This window comes from Pantoea sp. X85 (assembly GCF_029623675.1).
In the GTDB taxonomy this organism is placed as follows: Bacteria; Pseudomonadota; Gammaproteobacteria; order Enterobacterales; family Enterobacteriaceae; genus Pantoea; species Pantoea leporis.
In genome coordinates this window covers 4,066,285-4,079,302 of the sequence record NZ_CP121108.1, presented here as the reverse complement: position 1 = coordinate 4,079,302, position 13,018 = coordinate 4,066,285, and the positions used below count along the sequence as shown (strand labels likewise).

Sequence of the window (13,018 nt, the reverse complement as noted above, 5' to 3'; positions counted from 1 at the left end):
AAGGCAAACCCCAAAGGCGTGAAAGCCGGACGCGGCGCTTATTTCTTGCGCCAGCGGTAAATCCGGCTTAGCCACAGCAGCAGTTGATACCATTGCTTTATACCGCGCGCGTTACGCAGCATGCGCCTGTGAGTTTGCGTAGCGAACAGATCGGCAATCATCGCCTGACGTGCGCTCTCTTCGGGTTCGCGTCGGATACAGTGGCAGACGCTGAGCGCCTCATGCGTAATCTGGTAGTGAAATGCCGGGTAGATTTTTACCTTATGACGGTAGCGTGCATTGAGCTCTTCCAGCAACTGCGCGATTCTCAGGTAGTGACGCTGATATTCCACATTACGCTGGCCGGTGCGCTTACGGTTGCTGATGGAAGCATCATGCATGTAGTAGCAGTACAACACTTTATCGGTGTAACGCACACGTTGCGCGTTGAGCATGAACTCGGTGGTCCATGGAATGTCCTGATGATGCAGGCCGGGTTCAAAGTAGAGTTTGAGCTGTTCGATCAACTCTCGGCGGTAAATGCCCAGCCAAACCACATGCATGTAGCGATGCGTTTGCAGCGCCTTATTAAGCCACTCAGGGCCGCTCAGTACCTCGGTGCTGGTGAGGCGATCGAGCGGAATCAGCGGTTTTACTTGCTGGCTGGCTTTGAAAAACCATTCCGCGTTGCACTGTGCGGCATCCAGGTTGTCGCGCTCCGCCATCTCAACCAGCGTTTGATACATCGCGGCATCCATGGTGTCGTCAGCATCCGGAAACGAAACGTACTTACCGCGCGCCACCGCTAAGCCCGCATTACGCGCGCGCGATACGCCGCCATTGGTCTGATGGATAACACGAACATGGGGATGCTGCTGCGCATAAGCATCAGCACGCTCCCCCGAACCGTCAGTGGAACCATCATCGACAATGATAATTTCCAGTGAGGTGAGAGTTTGAGCCAGTAGCGAATTCATAAACGTCTCAAACATCACACCAGCGTTGAACAGGGGCGTGATGACCGAGAGCAAAGGGATAGTTTGCGACATTGTTCATCTAATAATTTACAAATTTATTACATCAATTATTAGTAGGGAATTCAGAACTTTTTGCACATTAATGGTCAAAAGCCTTTTGTTCCCTGGTTTTCCGCATTTTTTTTGAGTTTGTCTTAGTGGATAAGCGAGACAACGCTCCTCAATCTGGGCATCAGCATGAAAAATATTCTCGTGATTAGGCGCGATAACATTGGCGACATGGTGTGTACCACCCCGCTACTGGAAGGATTAAAACGGGCCTTTCCCGAGGCAAAACTTACCTTGTTAGTAAACAAAGTTGCTGAGGATGTGGTGAGCCATAATCCGCATGTTGATCGCCTGTATGTTTACAAGAAAGCTAAGCACCGCGCTAAAAACGAAACCACGCTAGGTGTCTATTGGCAGCGAATAAAGGTCATGCTGGCGCTGCGTAAAACGCGCTTTGATGCGACCATTCTGGCGAATCCTGTGCCGTGTAAATACAGTCTGCGATTGGCGAAAATGGCCGGAGCAGGGAATGTGATTGGCGCGGCTCAGAATGACGCACAGCTTGATCATCCGTTCCAGAAAAGTGATTTCCACGGCGAGCATCAGGTTGAACACACTTACTCTTATCTCTCTGCGCTAACCAGCACGCCGCCTGCTATACCCGCTGTGAATCTCTATCTCTCCACCAGCGAACGTGAAGCAGCTGGCAAACGCATCAGCGCTCTGTTCCCCTCATTGGGCAAGGTTTATGGCGTGCACATCAGTAGCCGCAGCCCAAAGCGCCGCTGGCCGGTTGAATCCTATGCGGCTTTTATCAATAAGCTGCTGGAAGATGAGCAGGCGCGCGTGCTGGTATTCTGGTCGCCGCAGGGAACGCTTGATTTCAATGATAAAGGCGATGCAGTACGCACCGATGAGCTGATGCAGTTGGTCAATTCGCCGCGTGTGGCGCGCTATCCCACCGCATCTGTGCGCGAACTGGTGGCGGGTTTTGATCGCTGTGAGCAGATTCTGTGTAGCGATGGCGGGCAGATGCATCTTGCCGCCGGGCTGCACAAAAAGCAGGTGGTGTTTTTTGGTGATACCAATGCCAGCCAGTGGCATCCGTGGTCAGGGGAATACCGGATCATGCAGACCGCTTCGGGCGAATGTCAGGATGTCTCGCCAGAAGCAGTATGGGAAGCATGGCAGCAACTCAGCGTTAAGCCTGTTGCAGTTTGAAGTTGTCGTGATACTCCGACAGTGTCTGTCCGACGAAGCGGGGGGCTAACCAGCTAAACAACGCTTCTAAATCTTCGTACAGTCGCTCGATATCCTGTTGGTTTTTGAACGTTGGACTGCCGTCAGGCATAAATTCTGAGCTGTGCAGCATAAACTCGGCGTAATCCTGGCCTTCGGCCAGCGACATTTCAACCACGCGTTTCATGTCAGCCAGATTCCCGCCTGATGGACGTAACCAATAAACGGCAGGACTCTTTTGTTTGCCGCGTAAGCGGTACAGACCCTGTTTGACCGTATTCATCAGCGGTGAATACTTGTATTGAATACTCATGGGGATTTCGAGCAGCGAGGAGTGACCGCTGCGTGAGATGTCGTCAGGATCGATAAAATAAGGTTTATGCGGGAAGTGAGTGTAGTTCGTGCCGCCTTTCCCCTGCGGCGCACCACGGGTGTAGGCCCAGTTAACGCGCGGTGTGACGGAGCAGTCTACCTTATAGCCCAGTTCAGTTAAGATCGCCGCATAGCGCTCATCAAAAGCCCAGCGTCCGGCACGATGGCTGAGCATTTTTGTCTGGAACTTCTCCTCCAGCAGATCAGTCATATAAGCAACTTTATCCCGCAGTACTGAATCGGGATATTCAATCAGAAAAGGTTGCCAGCGCCAGTCATCATCGGTGAGTGGCGCTTCCGGTGGGCTGTTCCAGGCGTGAAGATGCATGCCAATTTCGCCCTGCTTGCGTGCAATCACATCTTTGCCGAATTCGACAAAAGCAGGATCCGTTGCCATTTCATAGTTGGTTAGCCAGGTAGGTTTAAAACCATAGCGCTCACATAAAGCCTGAAAGCGTGGCAAATAGCCGGTATTTTCAGTGGTGATGGAGCGATGATTGCGCCAAAGGTTGTCGCCTTCGGTGTCTATGGTAATAAGGAAAGCATGCCGGGTCATGTTTGCCGCCTGAGGCCAATAAAATCGCAATGTTACGCTGTGCTTTTCAGTGACGCAAAACTAATTGCTGCGGATGCTTAAAGCGAAAATAGCGCCGTGAAAAATCGGATTTGCTAGCAGACTGCGTTAAGATTCACGCGGCATTATTTAGGCAAACAGAGTTTTAAAATCAGACAGGTGGAGCATTTTGTCAAAGCGCATACTGATGGTGATTGATGGTTTACCGGGCGGTGGAGCCGAAAAAGTCGTGCTGACGTTGGTGACCGGTATGCTTGAGCTGGGACATCGGGTGTCGCTGTTTTCGCTGCGCAAAGTATGCGATTACCCTTTGCCTGACGGCGTTGATTATCAGGTCATCCAGGATACGAATCGTCAGCCCTGGCGCAAGCTGACCGAACTAACGCGTCGCGCCAGATTGCTGGATGACGCTGTTCTGCGGGCAGAACAGCGCGCCGGTAAGTACGATTTAGTGGTATCTCATTTACACAAAACCGATCGTATTGTGCGCCGTTGTCGGACGCTCTTGCCTCGTAAAACCTGGTTTTGTCTACACGGTGTATTCTCCGCCTCCTATCTGGGCCATCGTGCGGGACTATCGCGCTGGTTAAAAGCACGCAAAATTCACCGTGTTTATCAGGCACGCAACGTGATTGGCGTCTCTGCTGCTGTGGTGGAAGACCTAAAGACTGCTTTTGCGGTTACGCCGGCGCGCGAGGCCGTGATTGGTAATCCGTTCGATATCGAAGATATTATGCAACGTGCAGCCGAGCCGGCTGATGTGCCGCCGCAAGGATTTCTGGTCCATGTGGGGCGATTTCACGAAACCAAACGTCATGATCGCTTGTTGCAAGCCTATGCACTGAGCAACATACCGCTGCCGCTGGTGTTATTAGGCCAGGGATCACCGCAGCGTAAAGCTGCGCTGCAGACGCTGGCCCAGCAGTTGGGTATTGCGGATCGCGTCATCTTTCAGGGATTTACGCTCAATCCTTATGCGTGGATTAGCCGGGCAACAATGCTGATAGTCAGCTCGGACAGCGAAGGTTTTGGTAATGTCCTGATTGAAGCGATGCTGTGCGGCACGCCGGTGGTGAGTACGCGCTGTCCGGGTGGGCCAGCTTCGTTACTACAAGGCGATTTGGCGCGCGGACTGGCGGATTTAACACCTGAATCTGTGGCAGAAAAGATGCTGGAGATTTATCAGTCCCCACCTCAGCTCCATGCTGGTGAGTTCGCTGCTTTTGATACCAAGGTCATTTGCCAGCGCTATCTGGCGCTGGCCGAATAATCATAAATGGGAGCATTGCTCCCTTTTATGAGTGTTTAATCCCAGCTCAACACCACTTTGCCGGATCTTCCCGAGCGCATCTCATCAAAGCCCTGCTGGAACTCATCGATGTGATAGCGATGGGTGATGATAGGCGTGAGATCGAGGCCGGACTGAATCAGCGCGGCCATCTTGTACCAGGTTTCGAACATCTCGCGGCCGTAGATGCCTTTGATGAACAAGCCTTTAAAGATCACCTGATTCCAGTCGATGGACATCTCGCCCGGCGGAATGCCCAGCAGCGCGATGCGGCCGCCGTGGTTCATTACCTCCAGCAAGGTGCGGAACGCCGGTGGCGCACCAGACATCTCCAGACCGACATCAAAACCCTCGGTCATGCCGAGTTCGGCCATCACATCACGCAGATTTTCCTGCGCCACGTTGACAGCGCGCGTTACGCCCATTTTGCGCGCCAGATCGAGGCGATAGTCGTTGATGTCGGTGATCACCACATGGCGCGCGCCGACGTGCTTGCACACCGCCGCCGCCATGATGCCAATTGGCCCGGCACCGGAGATCAGCACATCTTCGCCCACCAGATCGAACGAAAGCGCAGTGTGCACCGCATTGCCAAAGGGATCGAAAATCGCCGCCAGTTCATCAGAAATGTTGTCGGGAATTTTGAAGGCATTAAACGCCGGAATCACCAGATATTCGGCAAAGCAGCCCTGACGATTAACGCCAACGCCTACCGTGTTGCGGCACAGATGCGTGCGTCCAGCGCGGCAGTTGCGGCAATGGCCGCAGGTGATGTGGCCTTCACCGGAAACACGATCGCCAACGGCAAAGCCCTTAACTTCCTGGCCCATTCCCACCACTTCACCCACATATTCGTGGCCGGTGATCATCGGCACCGGAATGGTTTTGCGCGACCAGTCATCCCAGTTGTAGATGTGCACGTCGGTACCGCAGATAGCGGTTTTACGAATCTTAATCAGTAGGTCGTTATGGCCGGGTTCAGGTATTGGCGCGTCCTTGACCATCCAAATGCCTTCTTCGGCTTTTAATTTGGCGAGTGCTTTCATTTCCCTGCTCCTGAAATAACGCCCAGCTGTTGACCAATACGGGTGAAGGCCGCCACGGCGTGTTCCAGCTGCGCCTGCGTATGTCCGGCAGAGATCTGCGTGCGGATACGTGCCTGACCTTGCGGTACCACCGGATAGAAGAAGCCTGTGACGTAGATTCCTTCCTGCTGCAACAGGCTGGCAAATTGCTGCGCCACTTTGGCATCGCCCAGCATTACGGGGATGATGGCGTGATCGGCGCCGGCCAGCGTGAAGCCTGCGGCAGTCATCTTCTCGCGGAAGAAGCGGGCATTTTCCCACAGACGCTGGCGCAAACCGTCACCTTCACTCAGCAGCTCCAGCACACGCAGCGAGGCAGCCACAATCGCAGGCGCCAGCGAGTTGGAGAACAGATACGGACGCGAGCGCTGACGCAGCCACTCAACCACTTCTCTTTTCGCCGCCACGTAGCCGCCCGATGCGCCACCCAGCGCTTTACCCAGCGTGCCGGTCAGAATGTCGACGCGATCCATCACGCCGCAATATTCGTGCGTGCCGCGTCCGGCAGAACCCACAAAGCCCACCGCATGGGAATCATCGACCATCACCAGCGCATCGAATTCATCGGCCAGATCGCAAATGCCCTGCAGATTGGCAATCACCCCATCCATCGAGAACACGCCATCGGTGGCAATCAGGATGTGGCGCGCGCCTTTGTCGCGTGCTTCCTGTAAACGCGCACGCAGCTCACTCATGTCATTATTGGCGTAACGATAGCGCTGCGCTTTACACAAACGCACGCCATCAATGATCGATGCGTGATTAAGGGCATCTGAAATAATCGCGTCTTCGGCGCTGAGCAGCGTTTCAAACAGGCCGCCGTTGGCATCAAAGCAGGACGAGAACAGAATCGCGTCTTCCATGCCGAGGAACGCAGCCAGCTTGTGTTCCAGCTGCTGGTGGATGTCCTGCGTGCCGCAGATAAAGCGCACCGAGGCCATGCCAAAACCGTGCGAATCCATGCCGTCTTTCGCCGCCTGGATCAATGCCGGATGATTGGCTAAACCCAAATAGTTATTGGCGCAGAAGTTGATGACGGGCGGGCTGTTGGCAACGTTGATTTCTGCCTGCTGCGCCGACGTGATGGTGCGTTCTTGTTTGAACAATCCGTCCTGACGTGTTGTCTCAAGTTGTTGACGAATTTGCGAATAAAACTGACTGGACATGATTATGCTCCTCAGATAGCAAATATTTGGCACATATTACTGATCGAAAAGCGAATCAACGACATTTTAGCCATCAATATCTCGGTTTTGCAGCATAGTTCACGCTGCGAACAGGATTTGTGCAGCGCATACGGCGTCATCTGGCTGCCTGCGTCTGGCTGAAATGTTATGATGATAGGCATTCGTGGGTGAAACCTCCTGTTTCCCCCCAACTCTTTAAAGGCAAAGCATATGATTATCGTAACCGGTGGCGCTGGCATGATTGGCAGCAACATTGTTAAAGCGCTGAACGACCGCGGTCTGACCGACATTTTGGTGGTGGATAATCTGAAGGATGGCACCAAGTTCGTGAATCTGGCGGATCTCGACATCGCCGATTACATGGATAAAGAGGAATTCCTCAGCTACATCATGTCTGGCGAAGATCTCGGCCCCATCGAAGCCGTGTTCCATGAAGGTGCGTGTTCCGCAACCACCGAGTGGGATGGCAAGTACATGATGGATAACAACTATCAGTACTCGAAAGATCTGCTGCACTTCTGCCTCGAGCGCGAAATCCCGTTCCTCTACGCCTCATCTGCTGCCACTTACGGCGGCCGCAATGAGAACTTCATCGAAGAGCGCCAGTACGAGCAGCCGCTGAATGTGTACGGCTACTCAAAAATGCTGTTCGATCACTACGTGCGCCAGATTCTGCCTGAAGCAGACTCACCGGTGTGCGGCTTCCGTTACTTCAACGTGTACGGTCCGCGTGAAGGCCACAAAGGCGGCATGGCGAGCGTCGCGTTCCACCTCAATACGCAAATTAGCAACGGTGAAAATCCAAAACTATTCGAAGGCAGCGACGATTTCCGCCGCGACTTCATCCATGTTGATGACGTGGTTGCGGTAAATCTGTGGTGCTGGGAAAACGGTGTTTCCGGTATCTACAACTGCGGAACTGGCCGTGCTGAATCTTTCCAGGAGGTGGCGGATGCGGTGCTGAACTTCCATCAGAAAGGCCAGATTGAATACATTCCGTTCCCGGACAAGCTGAAAGGCCGTTATCAGGCGTTTACCCAAGCCGATCTCACCAATCTGCGTGCAGCCGGTTACGACAAGCCGTTCAAAACCGTTGCGCAAGGCGTGGGCGAATATATGGCCTGGCTGAACCGTAACGTATAAGGAAACCGGCAGCAGCGATGAAAATTCTGGTTATTGGCCCATCATGGGTCGGCGATATGATGATGTCGCAAAGTCTCTATCGCACGCTCAAGGCTGAGCATCCTGAAGCGGTGATCGACGTGATGGCGCCGGCCTGGTGCCGCCCATTGCTGTCGCGTATGCCGGAAGTGAATCAGGCGCTGGCGATGCCGCTCGGCCACGGCGCATTGGCGCTGGGCGAGCGTCGTCGTTTGGGGAAAACCCTGCAGGCCAGCGGCTATGACCGCGCCTATGTGCTGCCGAACTCCTTTAAATCTGCGCTGGTGCCGTTTTTCGCCGGGATCAAACGTCGCACCGGCTGGCGCGGCGAGATGCGCTATGGCGTGTTGAATGATGTCCGTGTGCTGGACAAAGCGGCCTTTCCGTTGATGGTTGAGCGCTATGTGGCGCTCGGCTATGACAAACCGGTTGCTTCCGCGCAGCAGCTGCCGCAGCCGTTGCTGTGGCCGCAATTGCGCGTCGATGACGATGAAAAGCGGATGACGGCGGCGCAGTTTGCGCTGTCAGCCGATCGTCCAGTGATTGGATTTTGTCCGGGTGCAGAGTTTGGCCCGGCGAAGCGCTGGCCGCATTATCATTATGCCGCGCTGGCAGAGCAGCTGATTGGCGAAGGTTATCAGGTGGTGCTGTTCGGTTCGGCGAAAGATCGTGAAACCGGCGACACCATTGTGCAGACGCTGTCAGAAGCGGCGCGTGCGCACTGTAAAAATCTGGCGGGTGAAACGCAACTTGAGCAAGCCGTGATTCTGCTGGCGAACTGTGGGGCGGTGGTCAGTAACGATTCCGGCCTGATGCATATCGCTGCGGCGCTTAATCGTCCGCTGGTGGCGCTGTATGGTCCAAGCAGCCCGGACTTCACTCCGCCGTTGTCTCAGCACGCGCGCATTATTCGTTTAATCACCGGCTATCACAAAGTCCGCAAAGGTGATGCCGAACAAGGTTATCACCAGAGCCTGATTGATATTCAGCCAGCGCGCGTCCATCAGGAATTGAGCGCGCTGTTGCATCCGGTGCAGGAGTAAAGATGCACGTTTTGATTGTTAAAACCTCCTCGATGGGAGACGTGCTGCATACCTTGCCCGCGCTCACGGATGCGATGCAGGCGATTCCTGGCATCAAGTTTGATTGGGTGGTTGAAGAAAACTTTGCTCAAATTCCCGCCTGGCATCCGGCTGTGAATAGAGTGCTGCCGGTGGCGATTCGCCGCTGGCGCAAGCACTGGTTCGGTAGCCAGCAGCGTGAAGAGCGTGTGCAATTTAAGCGTGAGCTGCAATCGCGTCAGTATGATGTAGTGCTGGATGCGCAAGGTTTGATCAAAAGCGCCGCGCTGGTGACGCGCCTGGCAAAAGGCGAGAAGCACGGGCAGGACAGCCGCAGCGCACGCGAACCTTTCGCCAGCTGGTGGTATGACAAACGCCATGAAATCAACAAGCAACAGCATGCCGTCGAACGCACGCGCGAGCTGTTTGCCAAAAGCCTCGGCTATGAAAAGCCTGCAACGCAGGGCGACTACGCGATTGCCGGCCATTTCCGCTCTACGCTGCCCAATGACACGCAGCCTTATCTGGTGTTTCTGCATGCTACCACGCGTGATAACAAACACTGGCCGGAGTCACACTGGCGTGCGCTGATTGAGTTAGTTCAGCCAACAGGATTGCGCGTGAAATTGCCGTGGGGCGCAGAGCATGAACATCAACGCGCACAGCGTCTGGCCGAAGGCTTCGACCATGTTGAGGTATTGCCTAAGTTAACGCTGGAGCAGGTAGCGCAAGAATTAGCTGGTGCGCGCGCGGTGGTGTCGGTAGATACCGGTTTAAGTCATCTGACGGCAGCGCTGGATCGTCCGAATATCACGCTATTTGGTCCCACCGATCCGGGATTGATTGGCGGGTATGGCAAGAATCAGCATGAATTAAAAGCAAGCGATGGTACCATGCAGGCAATTACGGCCGAGATGGTTATGGAAAAATTGAAGGAACTGCTCTGAATGACCTCAATTTTTAAACAAATCTATCGTTATACTCATGCAAGGGCATTGAGACATAACGAAAACTTGTGGCCCCATATTAAGATCCGCCGAGCCAAAACCGATAATATTCAGCGGCTAAGCTACTGGGGAAAGCAAGTTAAGATTGAGGATCTCATCGCATTGCGTGCCACGATAACGGGAGATGTGACAATCCTGGCTACTGGCCCTTCGGTTAAATCATTAGACATTGAGAAACTTGCCAGCACCACATTTGTGGGCGTGAATGGCGCCTATAATCTGCGCGATAGAATTACCTTTGCATATTATGTCATCGTCGATCGGGGATTTATCGATAAAAGATTCGATCTTGTCACTGATATTATTAATGACGAAAAGCTGGTTCTGTTTACAACCGTGCACTGCTTCAATGATATCTTGCAGCGCGCTGATTTACGGGACGTTAAGTGCCGCCTGGCAATTATTGAAGATCTCAGCTTTAAAGTATTCAGAGGTATCGTTCGCCCTGAAGAGTATGCCCTCAATTATCAGGGAAAAATGGGGATTTCTCTCTCTGAAACGCCATTCATCTCTGGTTTTTCCTGGGATATTTGTCAGGGGGTTTTCGATGCCGGCACGGTTGCTTATTGGGCCTTGCAGATATCCGTCTGGCTGGGTGCCAGTCGTATTTTATTAGCTGGCGTTGATATGAATAATTTTTCAGCGCCGCGCTTTTATGAAAGCGACAATGATAAGCTTCCAAGCCTACTTGAATCTAACTTTAGCGCGGTTATTAAACCCGCCTTTATCCATGCAAGCCGGGAATTAGAACGAGCGGGGATTAAAGCGTATAACCTTTCATTAGAAAGTGCTCTTGATGAGAATATTTTTGAGAAGGCTACACCAGAAGCTATTTTTTAAAATAGATCACAACCTGAAATCTATTTATTCTTTTTTATTTTTCTAATTTATAAAAAACTATACCAGGCTTCACATTAAAACCTGGTATATATTATCAATTTAACGTTTTCAACACTGCGTTATAGACCTGTTCCACATTGATTTTCCGCATAGGAAATTGTGGGTCATCATTTTCCTCAGGCTCAATACGGATTATCTGGTGAATATCCAGATCCTGATAAGGTCCAGTATGGCGAGGATTGGCACCCACATACAGACTTACCGTCGGCGTTTGCGCGGTAACAGCAATATGTAATGGCCCCGTATCGCCCGTTATCAATACATCAATTCGCTTAATAAGCTGAAGCAGTTCGGGCAGACGCGTTTTGCCAATATATGAAGTGACCCGATGATGATACTTTTCTGGCAGTAGTGCAAAGAAGGCGCTTTCGATCGGGCGATCCTGGCCGGCGCCAGTCAGAACCAAAGTGGATTCTGGACTATGGCTAAAAATACGTTCTGCCAATTGTGCAAAGTGTTCCACGGGCCAGCGACGGTTATCACCTGATGCGCCCATTTGAAAACCGACAATGGTTGAGCTTTCCTGCTGGTGACCATTATCAACTTTTATAGGAAATTCCATGCGGATATCAGTGGTGTCACAGCCTAATGAACCAATAAGATTCAGTTTACGTTGAATAATGTGTGATTCTGCTCGCGGTGAGTAGAGATCAAGCCAATGATTAAATACAGGATTATCGCTACCGAAATTATCTCTAACCAGATATTTTGAGCCGCTTAACCGCGCGCAAAGAATATCGTAGCCTAAGCTGGAGTGCAGTAGCAGCGTTAGATCAGGTTTGAAACGGCGTAGTTTCCTGATCAGATTAGGCGCACGGACAATTTTATTGTCCCAAATAGCCACTTGATCAAACCATTCGCTGTCTTCAACCAGATCGCGGTTTTTATCGCTGGAAACCAGCATGATTTTGGCGGATGGATAACGGCGCTTAATCGCTTTTATTGCTGGTGTGTTAAACAGCAAGTCACCTAATGCCGTCGTCGAAAAAATAACGATGCGCTCGAACTCATGGGTCGCGCTCAGCGGGGACTTATTTCTGTCGATTTGGCTCAGTTTAGCGTGCAGACTCAGCACGGAGTTAATTAGATTTATTTTCCAACGCTTTTTCATTAATACGGCTTACCCTAGAGAATCTGACTATTCGACAGCCATAGCAAAAAATAATTTCGCCATTATAACGAAAAAAACATCAGCCCCGTATAGAGGCTAACGTTAAGGCCGATTTGCACTTTGACTTAATTTAGAACAAAGACTCTAAATGCTTGAACAATGGGCTTTGCGCAATGCTTTCACTAATCAACTCAACGGCATAGTGCTGCGGCACGGGCGGCAATGGTTTGCCCGGCTTACACACGCCTGGCGCACGGAAGCGTGGCGGCTGCGTTTTGGATGGCGGCGGAGTCGCACCCTGATGCTGCGGCTCATTCAGCAACTGGCTTGGCCGCACTAGCGTGATATCGGCTGGCAATGTCGGCAGCATCTGCTGCAGTACGCGCACCGTCGTCGGATGCGGATGACCAATCGCAATGGCATAACCATCGCGCTGCGCAAGTTTCACTGCGCGGGTAAACTGCGCGCGGATTGAAGCCTCATCCTGACTATCATCAAGGAACACGCGGCGTTTCAGGACTTTAACGTTGGTACCTTGCGCGGCTGGGATCGACTGACTATTGCCAATCGTCATGCTATCGAGAAAGTAATAGTTGTAGTGATTGAGCACCTGCATCACTTTCTGCATGCCGGGCAGGCTGGAGGTCATTTTGCTGCCCATATGGTTATTCAGGCCAACCGCAAAAGGCACTTTGCCGCTGGCTTCTCGAATAATCCGCTCGATTTCCGTGCTGCTCATCTCGGGCGTCAGCGTGTCTTTCTCCAGCGGCTGTTTGCTGAGCGGTGCCATCGGCAGGTGAATTAGCACTTCGCGACCACCCTGATGCGCTTTGGTGGCCATCTCACGCGCATGGGGCGCATTCGGCAGGACCGCAACGGAAATCGCGGTGGGCATCTGCAGCACTTTATTCTCTTCTTTTGGCCGATAACCAAAGTCATCGATCACGATGGAGAGTTTTCCCGCATGGGCGGAAAGTGACAGAAACAGGCCGCATAGGGCGGCCGAGAGCTTAGAGGGTTGAAACAAAA

12 protein-coding genes are annotated in these 13,018 nt (G+C 52.4%); 6 read left to right on the top strand and 6 right to left on the bottom strand.

The window, feature by feature from the left end; translation table 11 throughout:
• Positions 1–38: 38 nt before the first annotated feature.
• Positions 39–1,028: a glycosyltransferase gene (locus tag P6287_RS19010; RefSeq protein ID WP_277974249.1), complete on the bottom strand. Its 990-nt coding sequence runs from the start codon at positions 1,026–1,028 to the stop codon at positions 39–41.
• 165 nt (positions 1,029–1,193) lie between these two features.
• Here P6287_RS19010 and P6287_RS19005 point away from each other — a divergent pair, with 165 nt between their 5' ends.
• A complete protein-coding gene (locus tag P6287_RS19005) occupies positions 1,194–2,225 on the top strand; it encodes a glycosyltransferase family 9 protein (RefSeq protein WP_277974248.1) in 1,032 nt (343 codons plus the stop codon).
• On the opposite strand, the gene P6287_RS19000 is transcribed toward P6287_RS19005, so the two are convergent.
• Complete coding sequence (locus tag P6287_RS19000) at positions 2,206–3,171, bottom strand: polysaccharide deacetylase family protein (RefSeq protein WP_277974247.1); 966 nt, start codon at positions 3,169–3,171, stop codon at positions 2,206–2,208. The two genes, P6287_RS19005 and P6287_RS19000, sit on opposite strands and share 20 nt — an antisense overlap.
• Positions 3,172–3,376: 205 nt before the next feature.
• Here P6287_RS19000 and P6287_RS18995 point away from each other — a divergent pair, with 205 nt between their 5' ends.
• Positions 3,377–4,459, top strand: a complete 1,083-nt coding sequence (locus P6287_RS18995; RefSeq protein ID WP_277974947.1) for a glycosyltransferase — start codon at positions 3,377–3,379, stop codon at positions 4,457–4,459.
• Positions 4,460–4,494: 35 nt separating this feature from the next.
• Here P6287_RS18995 and tdh read toward each other — a convergent pair whose 3' ends face one another.
• Together tdh and P6287_RS18985 are read right to left on the bottom strand one after the other, a co-directional pair.
• The gene (gene tdh / locus P6287_RS18990; protein WP_101760674.1) at positions 4,495–5,523 is read right to left on the bottom strand and encodes an L-threonine 3-dehydrogenase; all 1,029 of its coding nucleotides are present in this window, start codon (positions 5,521–5,523) and stop codon (positions 4,495–4,497) included.
• The gene (locus P6287_RS18985; RefSeq protein WP_210081794.1) at positions 5,520–6,728 is read right to left on the bottom strand and encodes a glycine C-acetyltransferase; all 1,209 of its coding nucleotides are present in this window, start codon (positions 6,726–6,728) and stop codon (positions 5,520–5,522) included. The genes tdh and P6287_RS18985 overlap by 4 nt, the downstream gene beginning before the upstream one ends.
• Before the next feature lie 231 nt (positions 6,729–6,959).
• On the opposite strand from P6287_RS18985, the gene rfaD reads away from it, so the two are divergent.
• The 4 genes from rfaD to P6287_RS18965 are packed head-to-tail and all read left to right on the top strand — an operon-like array spanning position 6,960 to position 10,818.
• Positions 6,960–7,892 (top strand): ADP-glyceromanno-heptose 6-epimerase, encoded by a 933-nt coding sequence (gene rfaD / locus P6287_RS18980; RefSeq protein ID WP_101760676.1) that lies wholly within the window; start codon positions 6,960–6,962, stop codon positions 7,890–7,892.
• A gap of 17 nt (positions 7,893–7,909) precedes the next feature.
• On the top strand, positions 7,910–8,953 hold the full coding sequence (gene rfaF, locus P6287_RS18975) for an ADP-heptose--LPS heptosyltransferase RfaF (protein WP_277974246.1): 1,044 nt from the start codon (positions 7,910–7,912) through the stop codon (positions 8,951–8,953).
• A 2-nt stretch (positions 8,954–8,955) separates the two neighbouring features.
• Positions 8,956–9,918 (top strand): lipopolysaccharide heptosyltransferase RfaC, encoded by a 963-nt coding sequence (rfaC, locus tag P6287_RS18970; protein WP_277974245.1) that lies wholly within the window; start codon positions 8,956–8,958, stop codon positions 9,916–9,918.
• Positions 9,919–10,818 carry a sugar glycosyltransferase gene (locus P6287_RS18965; protein WP_110868202.1) on the top strand — a complete coding sequence of 300 codons (900 nt, stop codon included), beginning with the start codon at positions 9,919–9,921 and terminating at the stop codon, positions 10,816–10,818.
• A gap of 94 nt (positions 10,819–10,912) precedes the next feature.
• Here the strand turns inward: P6287_RS18965 and P6287_RS18960 are convergent, their stop codons facing one another.
• Together P6287_RS18960 and P6287_RS18955 are read right to left on the bottom strand one after the other, a co-directional pair.
• Positions 10,913–11,989 (bottom strand): glycosyltransferase family 9 protein, encoded by a 1,077-nt coding sequence (locus P6287_RS18960; RefSeq protein WP_277974244.1) that lies wholly within the window; start codon positions 11,987–11,989, stop codon positions 10,913–10,915.
• Between the two features lie 130 nt (positions 11,990–12,119).
• Positions 12,120–13,016 (bottom strand): divergent polysaccharide deacetylase family protein, encoded by an 897-nt coding sequence (locus P6287_RS18955; protein ID WP_277974243.1) that lies wholly within the window; start codon positions 13,014–13,016, stop codon positions 12,120–12,122.
• Between the last annotated feature and the right edge of the window lie 2 nt (positions 13,017–13,018).

Coding starts and splice junctions, on each gene's coding strand:
- P6287_RS19005 (WP_277974248.1), top strand. CDS start 1,194: ATGAAAAATATTCTCGTGATTAGGCGCGATAACATTGGCGACATGGTG.
- P6287_RS18960 (WP_277974244.1), bottom strand. CDS start 11,989: ATGAAAAAGCGTTGGAAAATAAATCTAATTAACTCCGTGCTGAGTCTG.
- rfaF (WP_277974246.1), top strand. CDS start 7,910: ATGAAAATTCTGGTTATTGGCCCATCATGGGTCGGCGATATGATGATG.
- P6287_RS19010 (WP_277974249.1), bottom strand. CDS start 1,028: ATGTCGCAAACTATCCCTTTGCTCTCGGTCATCACGCCCCTGTTCAAC.
- tdh (WP_101760674.1), bottom strand. CDS start 5,523: ATGAAAGCACTCGCCAAATTAAAAGCCGAAGAAGGCATTTGGATGGTC.
- P6287_RS18985 (WP_210081794.1), bottom strand. CDS start 6,728: ATGTCCAGTCAGTTTTATTCGCAAATTCGTCAACAACTTGAGACAACA.
- P6287_RS18965 (WP_110868202.1), top strand. CDS start 9,919: ATGACCTCAATTTTTAAACAAATCTATCGTTATACTCATGCAAGGGCA.
- rfaD (WP_101760676.1), top strand. CDS start 6,960: ATGATTATCGTAACCGGTGGCGCTGGCATGATTGGCAGCAACATTGTT.
- P6287_RS19000 (WP_277974247.1), bottom strand. CDS start 3,171: ATGACCCGGCATGCTTTCCTTATTACCATAGACACCGAAGGCGACAAC.
- rfaC (WP_277974245.1), top strand. CDS start 8,956: ATGCACGTTTTGATTGTTAAAACCTCCTCGATGGGAGACGTGCTGCAT.
- P6287_RS18995 (WP_277974947.1), top strand. CDS start 3,377: ATGGTGATTGATGGTTTACCGGGCGGTGGAGCCGAAAAAGTCGTGCTG.